The organism is Planctomycetota bacterium (assembly GCA_018242585.1).
Taxonomy (GTDB): Bacteria; Planctomycetota; Planctomycetia; order Pirellulales; family PNKZ01; genus JAFEBQ01.
The window spans coordinates 78,431-95,725 of the sequence record JAFEBQ010000005.1 but is presented as its reverse complement, the minus strand read 5'-3'; the positions used below and the strand labels follow the sequence as shown (position 1 = coordinate 95,725).

The following is a 17,295-nucleotide window of genomic DNA, read 5'->3' as shown; positions in this document are numbered from 1 at the left end:
CGGTTCGCTGCGCTCACCACCTTCTCCCCGGGGGAGAAGGGTTAAAGACGAAACAACTCTCTGCGCTCACTCTTCTCCGCAGTTAAACAACACCGTCGCTTACTTCCCTGCCGCGGGTGGCTCGACCACGGGCAAGACAATGTGCGACGGACGATCGGCGCCACAGTAGATTCGATTCACCTGGACCACTGCCGCCTCGCCCGGCGCCATCGGCCGGCCGGTGCCGGGGTTCACGTCGAACCGCGGCGAATTGCTCGACGTGACCGTCACGCGAATGCTGTGCCCGCGGTTGAACACCACGCTGGTCGACCAGCAGTCGACCTCGACTTCGACGGGCTGATCGGGCGTCAGCAGTTCCGGCTTCTCGAACGAGTTGCGATGCCTGAGCCGAAGCATCCCCTCGGCCATGTTGTAGCTCTTGCCGTCGGGATACACGTCGCAGAGCCGAATCGACAAGTCGGTGTCGACCGCCGACGAGCTGATGAACACCTTGGACCGCACGCGGCCGGTGACTTCCATCGGATACGTCAGCGGGTTGGTGGTGAACGTCAACACATCGGTTCGCTGTTCAATCGGGTTCTGCAACCGCGGCCCGCGCTGGATCGTCAGGTTGCAGCCGCCGAGCGTCGGGCAAGGATTGTCCGGCTCGAAGCGATAGGCCAGCGAGTCATCCGCGTCGCTCGACTTGTCGGTGGTCAGGCTCCCCCCTTTGCGGAAGTAGAACGGCGTCGCCTGGCTCGCGACGGGCCAATCGTCGGCGTAGCGCCACTCGTTCCCCGGCGCGTCCGGGTTGCGCACGTCCCCCATCACGTAATAGGCCACGGCCGGCTCGCGCATGGCGCCGTTGTCGACGTTGAGCAGGTGATAATCGAGCCACCGCCCCACGTCGTAGGCCTGGGGAAACTCGACCTTCGGAAAGCTCAGGTCGGCGCCGTCTTCGTTCTTGCCGACGGCGTGCGTCCAAGGGCCCATCACCAGCTTCTGCTTGCCTTGGGCGTTTGGCCCGCCGTGGTGTTGCCGGCCGACGAACGAATCGATCGTCCCTTGAGCAAACGTGTCGAACCAGCCGCCAACGTGGACGGCCGGCGTGTTCATCTCGGCAAATCGCAGTGTCGTGTCCTGGGTCCGCCAATAGTCGTCATAGTTGGGATGCGCGCGGATGATCAGCCCAGCCCGTGGGTCAAAGCGATTGGTCCGCGTCCAGTTGTCGGTCTGTTCCAGCCGAAGCGCTCCGCCGACATAGGTGGCGTGGTGGTACATGCTGGCGGCGGCCACCGAGATGTGTTGCGCCGTGACGCCCGGCGCGCCGTTCGCCGCCAGGAAATTCTGCGTAATACCTCCGGCCGAACCGCCGATCGTCACTAGCCGGCCGTTGGACCAAGGCTGCTGGTGGATCCAGGCCACGGTGTCGGCCCCGTCCTGGTGCTCGCCCCAGCCACAACCAATGAACGGCAGGTTCTCACCCTCGGAACCGAAGCGGCCCCGCATGTCCTGCGACACGACGGCCAAGCCGCGCGCGGTCTGACTCTTGGCAAACCCTTCCCCCTTGGCGCGGTTGTAAGGAGTGCGCATCAGGATGACAGGGAACGGCCCGGCGCCGCCGGGCAGAAACACGTCGGTCGCCAACCGCACGCCGTCGCGCATCGGCACCATCACCGTCTGGCGAACCGGTTCGAGCTGCTTCGATTTGCGCAGCCCTTCGATCGCCGTGGTCCACTCGGCCTTGTCGACTTTTTCGTCCTTGTTCGTGTCGGCGTTGCGGAGGAAATAGTCGAGCCGGTCCCCCCAGTCTTGCCCGTAATTCATCACCACGTATTTGCCCATGTCCAGTTGCTCGGCCGTGGTCAGCACCTGGTCCTTGTTCTTGTCGAACATCGGCACCAGCGCGTTCAGCTTGTCGAGCGCCCCGGCCAGCGCCGCGGCCGTCTGGGCCGGCGGCTCTTGCTTGGCGCCGTCGGCGGCTTGTGCCGTGGACCAAGCGGCGAACGCGAACGAAGCGGCTACGAAAGCAAACGTCGAGCAACGCGGCATGATGAACCTGAGAATAGGCAAAGGAGAAACGTCGGGCGGCAAAGATCGGCGAGCAGTCGTCGATGGATACCCCGTCGGTGGCTCGCTGGTTTCGCCGATTCGCTCATTCTATCGCGCCGGGTTGCCGCCTGCGCCGTTCCGTCACACCCATTTCGGCGGCCGGCTCGTGGCGGCGCGCCTCCCCCCCGGCTATGCTGGCTTTCACCCCGCCTGCGTTTCAGTGTCCCCTCACATCCGCTCCTCCCCTTGAAAGTCCGCACCATGCCCTTTCCTCGGCGACAGTTTCTCAAAACCGTGGCTGCCACCGCGGCGGCCGGCCACCTGTTTGGCGCGGCGCGCTTGCAGGCCGGCCCGCTGGCCAGCGACAACCCGACGATTCAGCGGGCGCGCCAGGTCGGCCTGTCCCTGTTGTCGCCGAGCGATGCCCAGTTGCAGCACGGTCTCGAGCTGCATGCCGCGTCGCTGGTCTTTGACAGCTATGGTTTCGCCCCCCGCGCGGCCATCGACGGCGCCGCCTATCAACAGGCGGTCGACAGCGGCGCGACGAACGACGAGTTGAACGATCTGCGCGAAGAGATGTCGATGACTCGGGCCGCGACCAACGAACTCGAGCGGCGCGAGTTCTTCGACGCCCTGCGCGCGGCCGGCGTGACGTGCATCTTTCAGAACGCCGGCGAGGAAGGAAACGACCCGCTCCGGCTCATCAGGCGGCTGTCGCGATTCACGTTCGCGACCGATCACCTGGCGCCGGACTGTGCCAAGGCGATCAGCCCCGCCCAGGTCGCGGCGGCCAAACAGGCCGGTCGGCACTGCCTGGCCTTCACGACCAATGGCGTGCCGCTGCGACTGCATTGGGAGAGCACGCGCGACGAGCTGCGCCACGTGCGGTTGTTCCACGAGCTGGGCGTGCAGATGATGCACCTGACCTACAACCGCCGCAATCCACTCGGCGACGGCTGCGGCGAGGCCAACGATGGCGGGCTGAGCGACTTTGGCCACGAAGCGGTCGCCGAGTTGAATCGACTGGGGGTAATTGTCGACGTCGCCCACAGCGGCTGGCGCACCAGCCGCGAAGCCGCCCTGGCGTCGCGCCGGCCGATGGTCGCCAGCCACACCACCTGTGCCGCGCTGCATAAGCATTATCGCGGCAAGCCCGACGACACCATCCGCGCCATTTGCGACACCGGCGGGCTGATCGGCATCTGCTGCATTCCGAAGTTCCTGGGGGCCAAGGGTGACTTGGTCGCGCTGCTCGATCATCTGGACTATGCCATCAAAACATTCGGCGCCGAGCACGTGGCGATCGGCACCGACATTTCGTACGTTTCGCGGTTCGACAAAGCCGAGCGCGACAAGGTGGGCAAGCGCGGCGATGGGCGGTCAGCCCTGTCAGTGCAAGGCCCGCGCTGGGAGCACCTCTGGCCGGCCGATCACTTCAAACCCGCGGAACATGCGGTTGAAAGCCTGGCTTGGACCAATTGGCCCCTGTTTACCGTCGGGCTGGTGATGCGCGGCCACGGCGACGACACCATCCGCAAAGTGCTGGGCGAGAACGTGCTGCGCGTCTGGCGCGAGAATCAACGCGCGACCACGATTGAGTCGAGCGCCGCGGCTAAGTAAGCTCTGTGGAACCACCTCAACCAAGGTCACCCATCATGCAACGTCGACAATTCCTGCAAACCACTCTGGCCGGCGCGACAGCGCTGGCGCTGCCACAACTCGCCGCCCGCGCGGCCGACTCGGCGGCCGATCCTTACCTGGGGCTGAAGGTGGGCGTGGCGTCCTACTCGCTGCGCAAGTTCACGCTGGACCAGGCCATTGCCATGACCAAGGAACTGGGCCTGCGCTATATCTGTCTGAAGGATATGCATCTGCCGATGAAGTCGACCGCGGCCGAGCGGCGCGAAGCCTATGACAAAGTCGCCGCGGCGGGTCTGGTGATGATGGGCTGTGGCGTGGTGAACATGAAGAAGGAAGACGAAGAGATTCGCAGTGTCTTTGAATACGCCAAGGAAGCCGGCATGCCGACGATCGTTTGCAGCCCCGACCCCGAGGGGATGAACACGATCGAGAAGCTGGCCAAGGAATACGACATTCGCATCGCGATCCACAATCACGGCCCCGGCGACAAGCGTTGGCCGTCGCCGCTCGACGCGCTGCGAGCCGTCGAGGATCGTGACGAGCGGCTGGGCATCTGCATCGACGTTGGCCACACGGTTCGCATCAACGAAGATCCCGTGGCGGCCATCCAGCGCTGCGCCAAGCGGCTGTACGATTTCCATCTGAAGGACGTCACCGCCGCCGCGGCCGAGGGGAAGCCCGTCGTCATCGGCACCGGCGTCATCAACATTCCGGCCGTGCTCAAGGCGCTGCTCGACGCCAAGTTCGCCGGGCACCTGGGCCTGGAATACGAGATCGACGCCGACAGCCCGTTGCCGGGCATGAAGCAATCGCTCCAGTACGTCCGCACGTCGCTGGCGAAGTTGGCGTAGAAGCCGACGCACCCATCATCACGCGGCCCGCGCAAACCCTTCTCCCCCGGGGAGAAGGTGGCCGAAGGCCGGATGAGGGTCAACTCTGAGTTCAGTGCAAATCCAGCCTGACGCGGAACCCTCATCCGTCGGCTAGCGCCGCCACCTTCTCACGGGGGGAGAAGGGTTGAGACTGACTCGCGCGCTAGGCCTTCTCGCGCTCGAGCGCCACGCGGGCTGCCTTGCGCCAGGGGCCTTCGGCTGGGTCGTCGGCGATTCGCTGGTAGATCGTCATGGCGTCGCGTGTTTCGCCGGCCCAGTACAACGTCTCGGCCAGCCGCACCCGCGCGGCCCAGGCCCGGGCTTGCTCGCGCGGCGTCCCCGACTGGGTCGCCGCGGCGAACAGCTTGTCATTGCCCGCTTCGGGAAAGCTGGCCAACGCTTCGAGCGCCGCCAATCGTACCGTCGGGTCCGAGTCCTTGAGCGCGTTGGCCGTGGCTGCCATCGCGTCGCGCCAGCGGCCTTGTCCCAGCGCGCCGAGCACGCCGGCGCGGAACTCGGGGCCGACGGCCCGATTCAACTCGCGAGTCAACGCGAACACCGAGACAATTGTGGGGATCGAGCCCAGCACGCCGCGCACCGCGTCGCGCACATCAAGGTCTTGCAACGCACGGGCCAGCTCGGGCACTTGGGCGTCGTCGGCGATCGTGGCCAGAATCTGGCACAGGTAGCGCCGCGTCGCAGCCGCGTGCTGGGGAATCTGTGGCGGCGGCGCGCCATCGGGCACATTGGTCATTCGCGGTCCCGCCGGCGGGTCGACCTTGGCATTCAGCTCAGCGACCAGCGCATCAGCCAGCGCGCCGCGCTCGGCGGCTTTCTTGGGGTCGATCAGCGCGTCGGCCGCCTGCCGCAGCGCGCGCCGGGCCTGCGACACGACCACTGGATCGTCGCTGTCGAGCTGCGTTACCAGTTCGGCCACGTTTTCGATCATGACTGCGCTCATCATTTGTTCCCGCTCACAGATGCCAGGTTCCGCGCATCGGCCGCGACAGCAATCGACTGGCCGCGTCGTCGCCGACAAACTGCTCGCGCTGAGGGTTCCAATGCAACGGTCGGTCGAGCCGCACGGCAATGTTGGCCAGATGGCACAGCGTAACCGCGCGATGGCCGATCTCGACGTCGCAGCGCGGTCGCTCGCGCGAGCGCAGGCAATCGAGCCAGTTCTCGTAATGCCGCTGATAGCTCTGGGTCAGTCGGTTCTGATAGTCGACCGCCTCGGCGTCGGCGTTCAGGATTTCAGGATGCTCGGCTTGCAACCGCCGCCGCGAGACCGACAACCAGCCGCTGCTGCCATAGATTTCCACAATGTTCGACCGCGGTGACTTCTCGGAGGTCATCAACACTTTCAGGTTCTGGTGCTGCCCGTAGGTGAACTCGACGTTGAAGTTGATGGCCACGTCGTTGGGCAGGTCGGGGCGAAAGACGCCCCTCCCCGCGACGTGCGTGGGGCCCGAGTCGTCGGCGCCGATCAGCCACTGGGCGATGTCGCATTGGTGCGCCCCGTGGTCGGTCATCATGCCCCCCGAGTAGTCGGAGCGCCAGCGGAACAAGTAATGACAACCGTTCGGCGTGTAGTCGGTGTACGGGGCCGGCCCCAGCCAAAAGTCCCAGTCGAGCCCCTCCGGCGGCGTGGCGGGCTTTTGCCAGGTGCCGGTCGGTGACGAGCCGATGTGCAGCGCAATTCGCTCCAGCTTGCCGATCGCGCCACGGCGGACCAGGTCGTAGGCCTGCTGGAAATAATACTTGTCGGAACGCTGCTGGCTGCCGGTCTGAAAGATTGCGCCGTAGCGGCGTGCGGCCGCCACCATGGCGCGTCCCTCGGCCACGGTCAGCGACAACGGCTTTTCACAATAGACGTCCTTGCCGGCTTCCATGGCCGCGATAGCCACCAGCGCGTGCCAATGGTCCGGCGTCGTCACGACCACCGCGTCCAGATCGGGACGCGCCACCAGATCGCGAAAATCGTGATACATCGCCGGGGCCTTTGCGCCCGAGGCGACGACATCTTGCGCGGCCAGGGCCCGATGGGTCTCGTCAACGTCGCAGACCGCCCCCACGCGCACCCGGGGATTGGTGAGCAGCAACTTGCGCAAGTGCTGTCGGCGGCCAAAGTCGCCACAGCCGACCAGCCCGACGACGGTGCGATCGCTCGGCGCCGGCGCGGCCGCGCGGCTCAGGCTGCTCGAGGCAATGATCGTCGGCGCGGCCAGCAGTGCCGGTCGAACGAACAGTGCGGCGCTAACCGCCGTGCGCCCGACGAACGCGCGCCGACTGATCGACGATTGTTTCTTCATCTCATCGCCCTCAAGGATCCTTGAACGTCTCAACCATCACGCGGCGCGCAGCAACCCTTCTCCCTCCGGGAGAAGGTGGCCGAAGGCCGGATGAGGGTCAACTCAGCATCGAGTACCAGACCAGCCTGACGCGGGACCCTCATCCGTCGGTTAGCGCCGCCACCTTCTCCCGGTGGGAGAAGGGTTCAATGGCTAAAGTCCTCAACCAAAGTACGTCGAAATCGGCGCGCGGCGGTCGCGGGCCACGTGAATCCAAATATGCACATGCGGCGCGCCGCGGAAGAACCAGGTCAGCGCCGGCCCTTCGAGCCGCCAGTTGTCCCACACGCCGTCACGCCCCAGATCGCGTTCGCGATAAAACGCCAGCGAACAAGCCGGCAGGCCCCCTTGCTCGCGCAAGCAATCGCGCACCTGGTTGGCATAGCGTGGCTGGTACGGCGCGATCAAGGCCTCGACCAACCCTTCGAGCGTGAACACCTGCTCGCGCCCCAGCTTCGCCAACGACAAGCCTGGCGACTTCTCGCCAGGGCGGCGAAAGCGAATGTCGGACTCGCGGCGCGGCTCGTCCCAAGGCGTGTCGTCGGCGACCGTCGTGCGATCAATTTCCCCCACGTACTGGAACAGCGGCAAGTTCTCGTCGACCAGCGCCTCGCGCTGTTGCCGCTTGTCGAGAAACTGGTAAACCTGGTTGGCCGTCTCGCCCTGGGGCCAAAAAATGTTGCCCGGGTGACCGAACTGTTCATAGAAGCCCGTCGGCTGATGCCCGTGGGAAATGCCGCCGCCAAACGCCGCCAACGATTCATCCTGGACCGTCGCGCGCGACGTCAGGTGAAAGCCGGTGATCGCGCATTGGCACGTGCCACTGGCCGGGTCACCAAAGATTGCCAGCGCCTGATCCCCTCCCCACGGCAAGCCGCTGTCGTCGCGGGCCTGCCGTTGCAACGCCCTGACCCAGGCGGGGCGAAACGTCGTGCCCATGACATTGAGCACCAACTCGCGTTGCTCGTCCGTGTAAAACTCGCTTCCCAGTCGGTGCGGCGTGATCAGCCAGGCGTTGGCCAAATGGGTCCGCAGCAAGATGCCGTTCGGGTCCGCCTGCCACAGCGGCTTGCGCTTGTACTGGATGTTGACGCGAAAGTCCCAGTCGAAGCAGACTTCGCGCCGCTGCTCGGGCGTGAACGAATCGTACAGCGTTTTGATCGCCCGCCGTGTATCGTCGGCGGTCGCACCGTCGGACGCGGCCCACGAACGAGCCGGCAAGGCGGCGGCCACCGCGCCGGCCGTGGCGGCTTTGATCATAGCGCGGCGCGAGAGGGTTTGCTTAGCCGGCGTTTGCATGATCTTTACTCCGGCGTGAATCTTTCTTGGTTCGTAAGCCGCGCGGCAGAGTCGCGGCCTTGGCTCGCGTCGACGTCCGTTCTGACGTGCCACCGGTCAGCGACAGCCAGACGGTGGTGGCAAAGTGCCGCGCGGCCACCGCGGGGTCGATCTTCAAACGCCCCGCCAGCCAGTGCCGGGCAAAGTGCGTCAGCGGGCCAAAGACCAGCGACGTGTACAAATCGTCGGGCACGTCGATCAGCTCGCCCCGCTCGGCGAACGGGCAGAGCCACGCGCTCAGGGCTTGCCGCGTGCGGCGGTTCAACTCGTCGACGTGGGCCGCGTCGTCGGCCGACAGATCGGCCGTGGCCACCCGCAACAGGTACATCGCCCAATCGCGATTCTTGACGACCCACTGGAAGTAGCTCCGCACGATCGCGCGCAGGCCGGCTTCGAGGGACGTCTGGCCCTGCATCGCGGCCCGGTACAACTCGGCGAGCTCCTCCATCCCCTCGACGTACAAGGCGACGGCGATGGCCTGCTTGCTGCCGAAGTGGTGATAGATGCTCCCCGAGCTGGCCCCCGAGGCATCGCGAATCTGCTCGATGGTGGCGGCCTCGACGCCGTGCCGCAAAAAGCAGCGCAATGAGGCGTCGAGGATCGACCGCCGCCGCTTGCTGGTCTGTTTCCGTCGTTTCAGGTCGGTGCTCATGGCTAGAACATTATTCTAGAATTATGTTCTAGTCAAGGAAAAAATCCGCGGGGGGATTTGCCACGGAGACACAGAGGGCGCGGAGGAAGACACGGAGCCGGCGGAGAGGGAGACGAGCGGGGAATCCGACCGTTTAGCCGCAGGGCCAAAGGCCCGCGCGCAGCCCGCGTTCAATCGACACTTTGAACCACTGCACGCGACTGGGCGATTTGCGCGCGAATCCGCGCCATGACTTCATCAACGGGGCTGACGCGGCCTGCCTCCATGTCAGCAATTCCTTCGCGCAAGGCGGCCAAGTCTTCACGCGCTTGCAAGATTTCCATTGTGGCAGGGTCAACCAGGAAATAGACGCGTTGCGTCTGATCGTCCTCGACGAGAACCGGGCCCGGACTGCGCCCCAAGGCTTCGCGTTGTTCAGAAGTGATCTTTGGCGTCATGTTAACAGTTTGCTCCTGGCGGCATGGGATGGCCAGTTTTCGCTGGAAGTGTATTCAATTCACGCCGCAAATGCGACCTTCCGGAATCTAGCAAATCGCGGTTTTGGCTGCGACAATGGCACGTCTCCCTGCCTATTGTATCCAGCCAGTTGTTCTACCTCGTCACGAGTTGGTTGCTATGTTCCGATTGAGTTCTCTGTCGATCGTGTTCTCTGCACTGTTCGTGGCCGTCACGGCCTGGGCTGATGAGTTCCCCCAGCCTTACAACAGCGAGCCGGCCAAGTTCGGCGAGCCGCTGCCGCCGGAAAAGGCCGCCGCGACGATGCGCGTTCCCGCCGGCTTCCAGGTCAACGTCTTTGCGGCCGAGCCGAACGTGCGCAACCCGATCGCGCTCAGTTGGGATCCGCGCGGCCGACTGTGGATTGCCGAGAACTTCACCTATGCCGAGCGGCCCAAGAAGTTCGAGTTGGCCCTGCGCGATCGAATTGTCATTCTGCCCGACGCCGATGGCGACGGCCGCGCCGAGCAGCCGATCGTCTTTGCCGACGATATTCAGGCGCTGACCAGCATCGAGTGGAGCGCCGAAGGGGTCTGGGCCATGTGCCCGCCCCAGTTGATGTTCATTCCCGATCGCAACCGGGACGATCGGCCCGACGGGCCGGCCCAGGTGATCCTGGACGGCTTCACGATTCCGGCCGAAAGCTTTCACAACTTTGCCAACGGCCTGCGGTGGGGACCCGATGGCTGGCTGTACGGTCGCTGCGGCGCGTCGGCGCCGGGCAAGATCGGCGCGCCCGGCACGCCGGTCGAACAGCGCGTGCCGTTGAACGGCGGCGTCTGGCGCTATCATCCCACGCGCAAGGCATTCGAGCCCCTGTGCCACGGCACGACCAATCCTTGGGGGCACGACTGGAACGCGCACGGCGAAGGGTTCTTCATCAATACGGTGAACGGCCACTTGTGGCACCTAATCCCCGGGGCGCACTTCGTTCGACCCCATACCATCGACCCGAACCCGCGGGTCTACGAAGCCATCGACATGCACGCCGACCATTGGCACTGGGACACGGGCAAGACCTGGGCCGACTCGCGCAGCGCCACGGGCGAGCACGACCGGCTGGGGGGCGGCCACTCGCACATCGGCGCGATGGTTTACCTGGGGGACCAGTGGCCCGCTGAATATCGCGGGCGGTTGTTCACGTTGAACCAGCACGGCCGGCGGGTGAACGACGAGCAACTCGAACGCAAGGGGAGCGGCTACGTCGCCCACCATAACCCCGACATGATCTTCTCGGCCGATCCGTTTTTCCGAGGGATCGACTTGACCTATGGCCCCGACGGCAGCGTGTTCATCCTCGACTGGAGCGACGCCGGCGAATGCCACGACGCCGACGGCGTGCATCGCACGTCGGGACGCATCTTCCGCGTGACCTATGGCACGCCCGCAGCCAAGCCGCCGATGGACGTGTCGAAGCGCGACGCCGCAGAGCTGGTCGCGCTGCACAAGCACAAGAACGAGTGGTTCGCGCGGCAGGCGCGCTTGGAGCTGCGGGCTCGCGCCGCGTCTGGCGATGAATTGGACCTGGGCGGGGCGATGGCTGCGCTCGAAAAGATCGCCCGCGAAGACACGGACTCGGCGAACCGGGTGCGCGCGGTCTGCACGTTGCACGCGCTCGATCGGGGCCTGCCACTCGAAACGCTGCTCCGTGACAAGGATGAACACGTGCGAACCTGGGGCGTGCGGCTGGCGCTCGACACCATGCCCATCGATACGATCTTCGGCCCCGGGCCAAACGTGGCCAAGAACATCGAATTGAAGCCACTCGTCCCATTAGTCGAACTCGCCAGCGCTGACGATTCAGGGTTGGTCAAGTTGGCGCTGGCCAGCGCCCTGCAACGGCTGCCGGTGAACTATCGTTGGCAACTAGCGCTCACCTTGGCGAAGGACTCTGCTTTTGCCGAAGATCACAACCTGCCAGCCATGGTCTGGTTCGGTCTGATCCCGGTAGCCGACGCTCACCCCGAGCAAGTCGTAACGGTCGCTGCCTTCGCCAAGTGGCCCAAGTTGCGACAGTGGATCGCTCGCCGCCTGTCGGAGGATCAGTCAAAACGTCCAGAGCCGCTGAATCTATTGCTGAGTGCTGCCGTCGACATCCATCCCGACTTTCTGGCCGACGCGCTGGCCGGCATGACCGACGGGCTGGCGGGCCTGCACAAAGCGCCGAAGCCCGCGTCGTGGGAAAAGGTACAAGCCGCCGTCGAGAAAACCGGTGACGAACACCAGCGCGAGTTGCTGCGCGACTTAAGCGTGCTGTTCGGCGACGGCCGCGCGCTCGACGAAGTCCGCAAGATCGCTCTGGACGGCAAGGCCGACTTGAATCAACGCCGTGTGGCCCTCGAAACTCTGATCCAAAGCAAGCCGCCCGAGTTGCGCGAGATTTGCGAGCAACTGCTCGGCGTCCGGTTCTTGAACAGCGTGGCGGCGCGCGGGCTCGCCCTGTTCAACGACCCGAAGATCGGCGTCAAGCTGGCCAAGAGCTATCGCTCGTTCCACCAGTCGGAGCGCGGCGCGGTGATGGAAACGCTCGTCTCGCGGCCCACGTTCGCGGCCGCCATGCTCGACGAGATGGCCGCCGGCAAGATCGCCCCGGCCGATCTCTCGGCGTTCCAGGCTCGGCAGATTCGCAGCTTCAACGACGCGAAGCTCGGTAAGCGGCTGGTCGAGGTCTGGGGGGAGATTCGCGACAGCTCGGCCGACAAGCAGGCCCTGATGAGCAAGCTGCGCGAGACGCTGACCGACGAGCGGCTGGCGAAGGCTGACGCTGGCCAGGGACGCGTCGTGTTCAACGCGCTCTGCGCGAACTGTCACCGGTTGTATGGTCACGGGGGCGAGATTGGTCCCGACCTGACCGGCGCGGGGCGGCAGAACCTGGAATACGTGATCACGAACATCGTCGACCCCAGCGCCGTGGTGACCGCCGATTTCCGGATGTCGGTCGTCCTGATGAACGACGGCCGCGTGTTGAACGGAATCATCCGCGCCCAGAACGAGCGCACGATCACCTTGCAGACGGCCAAGGAGCGCGTGACGGTTGATCGCGAGGACATCGACACGATGGAGCAGTCGCAACTGTCGCTGATGCCCGAGGGGCAGTTGCAACCATTGAGTGACGAGCAAGTCGCGAACCTGGTGGCATACCTGATGACGCGCACGCAAGTGCCGCTGCCCGAGGGGGCCGCCGCGCCCAGCGCCGCCGCGGCGGCGGAAACGAAGTAGCGCTTTTACAACCCTCGCCTCTTGCGGGCTGAGGGTGGTTCGCGTCAGACTCGCGCGAGTTCAAATGGAACCCTTCTCCCATCGGGAGAAGGTGGCGGCGGTAGCCGACGGATGAGGGTCCACTCGCCACCGGCAAAGAGTTTGCCCAAGCGCGACCACAAGACCCCCGGTCATTGACCGGGGGCTAAAGAAGTGCGTCGCGACGCTACTGCCCCAGGGTGTAGGTCAGGCCTTGGCCTGACGAAGTGGTGCGCACTATCTTGTCAGGCCAAGGCCTGACCTACAGCTACAGCACTGGGTTTATCCTGACCCCTCGCGCTTGCCGTCATTCCCGCGCAGGCGGGAATCTAGTGGTGGCGGTTGACGTCTAGATTCCCGCCTGCGCGGGAATGACGCTCGATACTCGAATGCGGGGGTGCCATGCTCAAGGCCTTGATCATGTCGGTACACGCTTCGCATGCTCAAGCCTGCTGATTTGAGCATGGCACCAGCAGCCCGTAGGTCAGGCTTTAGCTTGACGATATTGTGCGAGCTAGTAGGTCAGACTTGTAGGGTACGCACCCCGTGCGTACCGACAGCGTGTGCAGCTCACCATTTTGGTACGCACAGGTACGTACCTTTCTATGAAGATTCGTTGGCGGCGAAGAGCGACCGGCCCTCGGGGGCCGATCGAGCGAGTGTGAGCGAAGGGCTCGTCGAGCGCGATTCTACGGCCGCCAGCGAGCCCCAGGTGTAAACAGCTCGTAACAACCGCGCCAGCAGCGCGGAACAGGGCCGTTCATTCGATGTCGTCCACGCCGCCGTCGAGCGCCCACTCGGGCGCCAGCGATTGCCGGCGATAGTTGCCAAAGCCGATCGGCCGGCGCGGGCCAGGGCTTTGTTCGCTGGCGTTAAAGGTTTCCCAAGCGCGCGGCCAGTCCCAACGGTCGGTTTCGAGAAACTGCAGCACCAGCAGCTTCTTCAGCTCGTCGAGTTCGGCAAAGCTGCGCCCCTCGGTCTGGGTCACGACGGTTTCGACATCGAGCGCGCCCAGGATGTCGGCATGCCAGAACTCGAGCACCAGCCGGCGGCGCTGCTCGGCCGTGGGGGGCTGGAAGTGGATTACCTGGTCCATCCGACCGCGGCGCAAGAAAGCGCTGTCCAGCTCCTTGAGCTGCATGTTGGTCGTGAACAGGTAAATGATTCCTTGCTTCTGCTCGACGCCGTCAAGCGCCGCCAGCAGAATGCTGTGCAACGACGAGGGGCCGACCGTGTTGCGGTCGCGCATGCCCAGGTCAAAGTCGTCGAACAGGATGATGCCCGGCTCGGACAATCGAAACAGGTTCTGCACCGTGTGCCGCTCCTGGGCTACGGCCAGATGGTCCATCGCCACGTGCTTCCACAGATAGCCCCGGCGGTGACATTCGGACATCAGCCAGCGGCAAGCCATCGTCTTGCCGTTGCCTGGCGAGCCGTACAGCAGGACGCCACGCTTTTGCGGCACGCCGAAGTGCGCCAGGACTTCGTGCCCCTGTTCGAGGAAGCCGATGGTGTTCTGAAACAGTCGTTGCTGATCCGTGGCCGACATGATCGGCGCGACGTTCTTGTCGCGGAACATCTCACGCGACAGCCGCTGGACCACGCGGTAGAAGCGGCGATAGTCCGCGGCGGCCACGACCCAGGGGGTTTCCAGATTGCCGGGCAGCGGGCTCATGAAGCCGTTGTGGACCCGCACGACGCGAACCACTTCGCCGCCATGTTCCAGCCGGTAACATTCGCAGCCGATGATCAGCTCGTGCCCGACTCGCCCCGATTGAACCTGGTGGATTGGCGGTTGCCGATCGACGCCGGTGCGCAGTTCCAGCTTGCCGCACTGTTCGATCACGTTGACCAGCGCCCAATCGAGCGCCAGACCGCGACCGGGACCGTCGAGCAACTCAGCGGCTCGGCGCACCAGATAATCGAATTCTGCTTGTTGTTTTTCAAAGGACATCATCGTTTTTCAAGCTAGGCGACCGAACGAGCGGTCGCGCGCAGTTCGAAACAAGCCGTACCCTCGGCGGCTGGTTGAGTAGGAGCGCTCGCACGCGCGGAAGGTTCGCCACGAGTCAGGAAAACCAATTAGTGAGCCGTGCCGATGGCGTCGCTGACTTTGTGAAAACCGTCGCGAGCGGCAAGCTGGCACAGCCCCTGGTTAATGCGACGAACGATGGACGGGCCTTCGTGGACGAGGGCCGTATAGAGTTGTACCAGCGACGCGCCGAGACGAATCTTTTCATAGGCGTCGTCGGCCGTGAAGACGCCGCCGGCGGCGATGATCGCGTAGCGCTCCCGCGGCATTCGCCGATAGAGCGCCGCCACGCAGCGATTAATCGTTTCGGCCACCGGACGCCCCGCGACCGCGCCGGGCCAATCGGCCCAGACGCGCCGCGGCGTCTGTAACGTCAGCCCGGCGGGTTTGCCCGGCGGCAGGTTGAAGCTGAAGCCGGTGATGAAGCGATGAGGATCGGCGGCAGCGAGCGCGCCATCGAGGAACGCCTCGTCCGCGCTTGGGGCCAGCTTGAGCCAGACCGGACATCGAATGCCCAGCGGCGCGAGCGCGTCGAGCAAGCGGCCGATGTTCGCCGGAGTGGCAAAGAAATCGATGCCGCCGGCCGCGTTTGGGCAACTGAGGTTGAGCATCAGATAATCAGCCGCGGCGTGCATAGTTCGCGCGCTCGTCACGTAGTCGGCGATGATCGACTCGGGCGTGTCGTCGACGTCGCGTGGGCCGCGATTGGTTTTGACCAGGTTGACGCCCAGCGGCACATCAGTGGAGAGTTGTCGCACGTGCAAGCGGCGCGCCACCGTGGCCGCGCCGTCGTTCGGCAGGCCATAGTTGACGACGATCGCGCGATCAGCGGGCAGGCGGAACAACCGCGGCCGCGCGTTCCCCGGCGAAGGGTCCGCCGAGATGGAGCCAATTTCCGCGAAGCCAAAGCCCAGGTGGCCGAGCATGCCCAGCGCGCGGCCGCTCTTATCCCAGCCGGCGGCCAGCCCCATCGGGTTGTGGAAACGCAGGCCGGCGACCGTCGTTTCGAGCATCGGGTCGCGAAACTCAAAGCAGCGTCGCGCCATGGCAGGCACGCCTGGCACGCGCGCGGCCCAGCGACACGCTTCGACCGTGGCGTGATGCGCCCACTCGGGATCGCAGCGAAACAACAGAGGCCGCACCAGGCGCGTGTAGAGGCTCATGACGTTGCAACTGTCACCGGGTGTGCGATTGCTCTTCTCTCCCTCGGGGAGAAGGGCTGTTGCGCCGGATGGCGATCGTCGTCGCCGGCCTCAGGCCAGTACCGCTTTGACCACTTCGCCGTGGACGTCGGTCAGGCGGTGGTTGCGGCCTTGGAACTTGTAGGTCAGCCGCTTGTGGTCGATGCCCAGCGTGTGCAGGATCGTCGCGTTCAGGTCGTGTACGTGGACCGGATCCTTGACGATGTTGTAGCTGTGATCGTCGGTCGCGCCGTACGACATGCCCCGCTTGATGCCGGCTCCGGTCAGCCAGACCGTGAAGCAGCGCGGGTGATGATCGCGGCCATAGTTCGTGGCCGTGAAGTTCCCCTGGCAATAAACCGTGCGGCCGAACTCGCCACCCCACACAACCAGCGTGTCGTCCAGCAGTCCGCGCTGCTTCAGGTCGTTGACCAGCGCGGCCGAGGCCTGGTCGGTGTCGCTGCACTGGCCGCGGATTTGCAGCGGCAGGTTGGTGTGTTGGTCCCAGCCCATGTGAAACAACTGGACGAACCGCACGCCGCGCTCGACCAACCGCCGGGCCAGCAAACAGTTCGCCGCGAACGTGCCCGGCTTGCGCGAGTTGGGCCCGTAGCTCTCGAACACCGCGTCGGGTTCCTTGGACACGTCGGTCAACTCGGGGACCGAGGTTTGCATCCGGTAGGCCAGCTCGTACTGCGCAATCCGCGTGGCGATTTCCGGGTCGCCTTGCTCGGCAAGCTTCAACTGGTTCAGTTCGCCCAGATCGTCGAGCATGCGGCGTCGCGTGGCGTCGCTGAGCCCCGGCGGGTTCGAGATGTACAACACCGGATCGCCGACGCTGCGGAACTTGACCCCCTGATGACGCGACGGCAGGAAGCCACTCCCCCACAGGCGGTCATACAACGGCTGATCATTCACGCGGCCAGTGCCGCGCGAGATCATGCTGACGAACGCGGGCAGGTCGTCGTTTTCGCTCCCCAGACCATACGACACCCACGCGCCGATGCTGGGTCGTCCGGCCAACTGCGCGCCCGTGTTCAAAAACGTGATGGCCGGGTCATGGTTGATCGCCTCGGTGTGCATCGACTTGATGAAACACAGCTCGTCGGCTGCCTTCGCAATGTGCGGCATCAGCTCGCTGACCCAGGCGCCGCTCTGGCCGTGTTGGGCGAACTTGAACATCGACGGCGCGATGGGGAAGTTCTTTTGCCCCGAGGTCATGCCGGTCAGTCGCTGTCCCTGGCGAATCGAATCGGGAAGCTCCTGGCCGCGGAACTTTTTCAACTCGGGCTTATAGTCGAACAGGTCCATCTGCGACGGCGCGCCCGACTGGACCAGGTAGATCACTCGTTTGGCTTTCGGCGCAAAATGAGGCAGCTCGGGCAAGCCACCGTGCGCACTGGCCGTGTTGTTGGCGGCCAGCAGTTGATCGCGTCCCAGCAGCATCGCCAACGCCGCCGCGCCC

At 64.8% G+C, this 17,295-nt stretch carries 12 protein-coding genes; 3 read left to right on the top strand and 9 right to left on the bottom strand.

Annotated elements, in window-relative coordinates; translation table 11 throughout:
• Positions 1-99: 99 nt before the first annotated feature.
• Entirely contained in the window at positions 100-2,031 is a 1,932-nt protein-coding gene (locus tag JSS27_02820; protein MBS0207864.1) for a CocE/NonD family hydrolase, read from the bottom strand.
• A gap of 261 nt (positions 2,032-2,292) precedes the next feature.
• Here JSS27_02820 and JSS27_02815 point away from each other — a divergent pair, with 261 nt between their 5' ends.
• Positions 2,293-3,651 carry a membrane dipeptidase gene (locus JSS27_02815; GenBank protein ID MBS0207863.1) on the top strand — a complete coding sequence of 453 codons (1,359 nt, stop codon included), beginning with the start codon at positions 2,293-2,295 and terminating at the stop codon, positions 3,649-3,651.
• Positions 3,652-3,686: 35 nt separating this feature from the next.
• Positions 3,687-4,523 (top strand): sugar phosphate isomerase/epimerase, encoded by an 837-nt coding sequence (locus JSS27_02810; GenBank protein ID MBS0207862.1) that lies wholly within the window; start codon positions 3,687-3,689, stop codon positions 4,521-4,523.
• 184 nt (positions 4,524-4,707) lie between these two features.
• Here JSS27_02810 and JSS27_02805 read toward each other — a convergent pair whose 3' ends face one another.
• The 5 genes from JSS27_02805 to JSS27_02785 form a co-directional block, all read right to left on the bottom strand.
• Entirely contained in the window at positions 4,708-5,505 is a 798-nt protein-coding gene (locus JSS27_02805; GenBank protein ID MBS0207861.1) for a HEAT repeat domain-containing protein, read from the bottom strand.
• Positions 5,506-5,518: 13 nt separating this feature from the next.
• The gene (locus JSS27_02800) at positions 5,519-6,856 is read right to left on the bottom strand and encodes a Gfo/Idh/MocA family oxidoreductase (protein ID MBS0207860.1); all 1,338 of its coding nucleotides are present in this window, start codon (positions 6,854-6,856) and stop codon (positions 5,519-5,521) included.
• Between the two features lie 201 nt (positions 6,857-7,057).
• Positions 7,058-8,194: a DUF3500 domain-containing protein gene (locus JSS27_02795; GenBank protein ID MBS0207859.1), complete on the bottom strand. Its 1,137-nt coding sequence runs from the start codon at positions 8,192-8,194 to the stop codon at positions 7,058-7,060.
• Complete coding sequence (locus tag JSS27_02790; GenBank protein ID MBS0207858.1) at positions 8,178-8,885, bottom strand: TetR/AcrR family transcriptional regulator; 708 nt, start codon at positions 8,883-8,885, stop codon at positions 8,178-8,180. Before JSS27_02790 ends, JSS27_02795 begins: the two co-directional genes overlap by 17 nt.
• A gap of 170 nt (positions 8,886-9,055) precedes the next feature.
• On the bottom strand, positions 9,056-9,322 hold the full coding sequence (locus JSS27_02785) for a hypothetical protein (GenBank protein MBS0207857.1): 267 nt from the start codon (positions 9,320-9,322) through the stop codon (positions 9,056-9,058).
• Positions 9,323-9,500: 178 nt separating this feature from the next.
• On the opposite strand from JSS27_02785, the gene JSS27_02780 reads away from it, so the two are divergent.
• A complete protein-coding gene (locus tag JSS27_02780; GenBank protein ID MBS0207856.1) occupies positions 9,501-12,599 on the top strand; it encodes a c-type cytochrome in 3,099 nt (1,032 codons plus the stop codon).
• 778 nt (positions 12,600-13,377) lie between these two features.
• On the opposite strand, the gene JSS27_02775 is transcribed toward JSS27_02780, so the two are convergent.
• The 3 genes from JSS27_02775 to JSS27_02765 form a co-directional block, all read right to left on the bottom strand.
• Positions 13,378-14,571: an ATP-binding protein gene (locus JSS27_02775; protein ID MBS0207855.1), complete on the bottom strand. Its 1,194-nt coding sequence runs from the start codon at positions 14,569-14,571 to the stop codon at positions 13,378-13,380.
• Positions 14,572-14,699: 128 nt separating this feature from the next.
• Positions 14,700-15,812, bottom strand: a complete 1,113-nt coding sequence (locus JSS27_02770; protein ID MBS0207854.1) for a quinone-dependent dihydroorotate dehydrogenase — start codon at positions 15,810-15,812, stop codon at positions 14,700-14,702.
• A 90-nt stretch (positions 15,813-15,902) separates the two neighbouring features.
• On the bottom strand, positions 15,903-17,276 hold the full coding sequence (locus tag JSS27_02765) for a DUF1501 domain-containing protein (GenBank protein ID MBS0207853.1): 1,374 nt from the start codon (positions 17,274-17,276) through the stop codon (positions 15,903-15,905).
• Between the last annotated feature and the right edge of the window lie 19 nt (positions 17,277-17,295).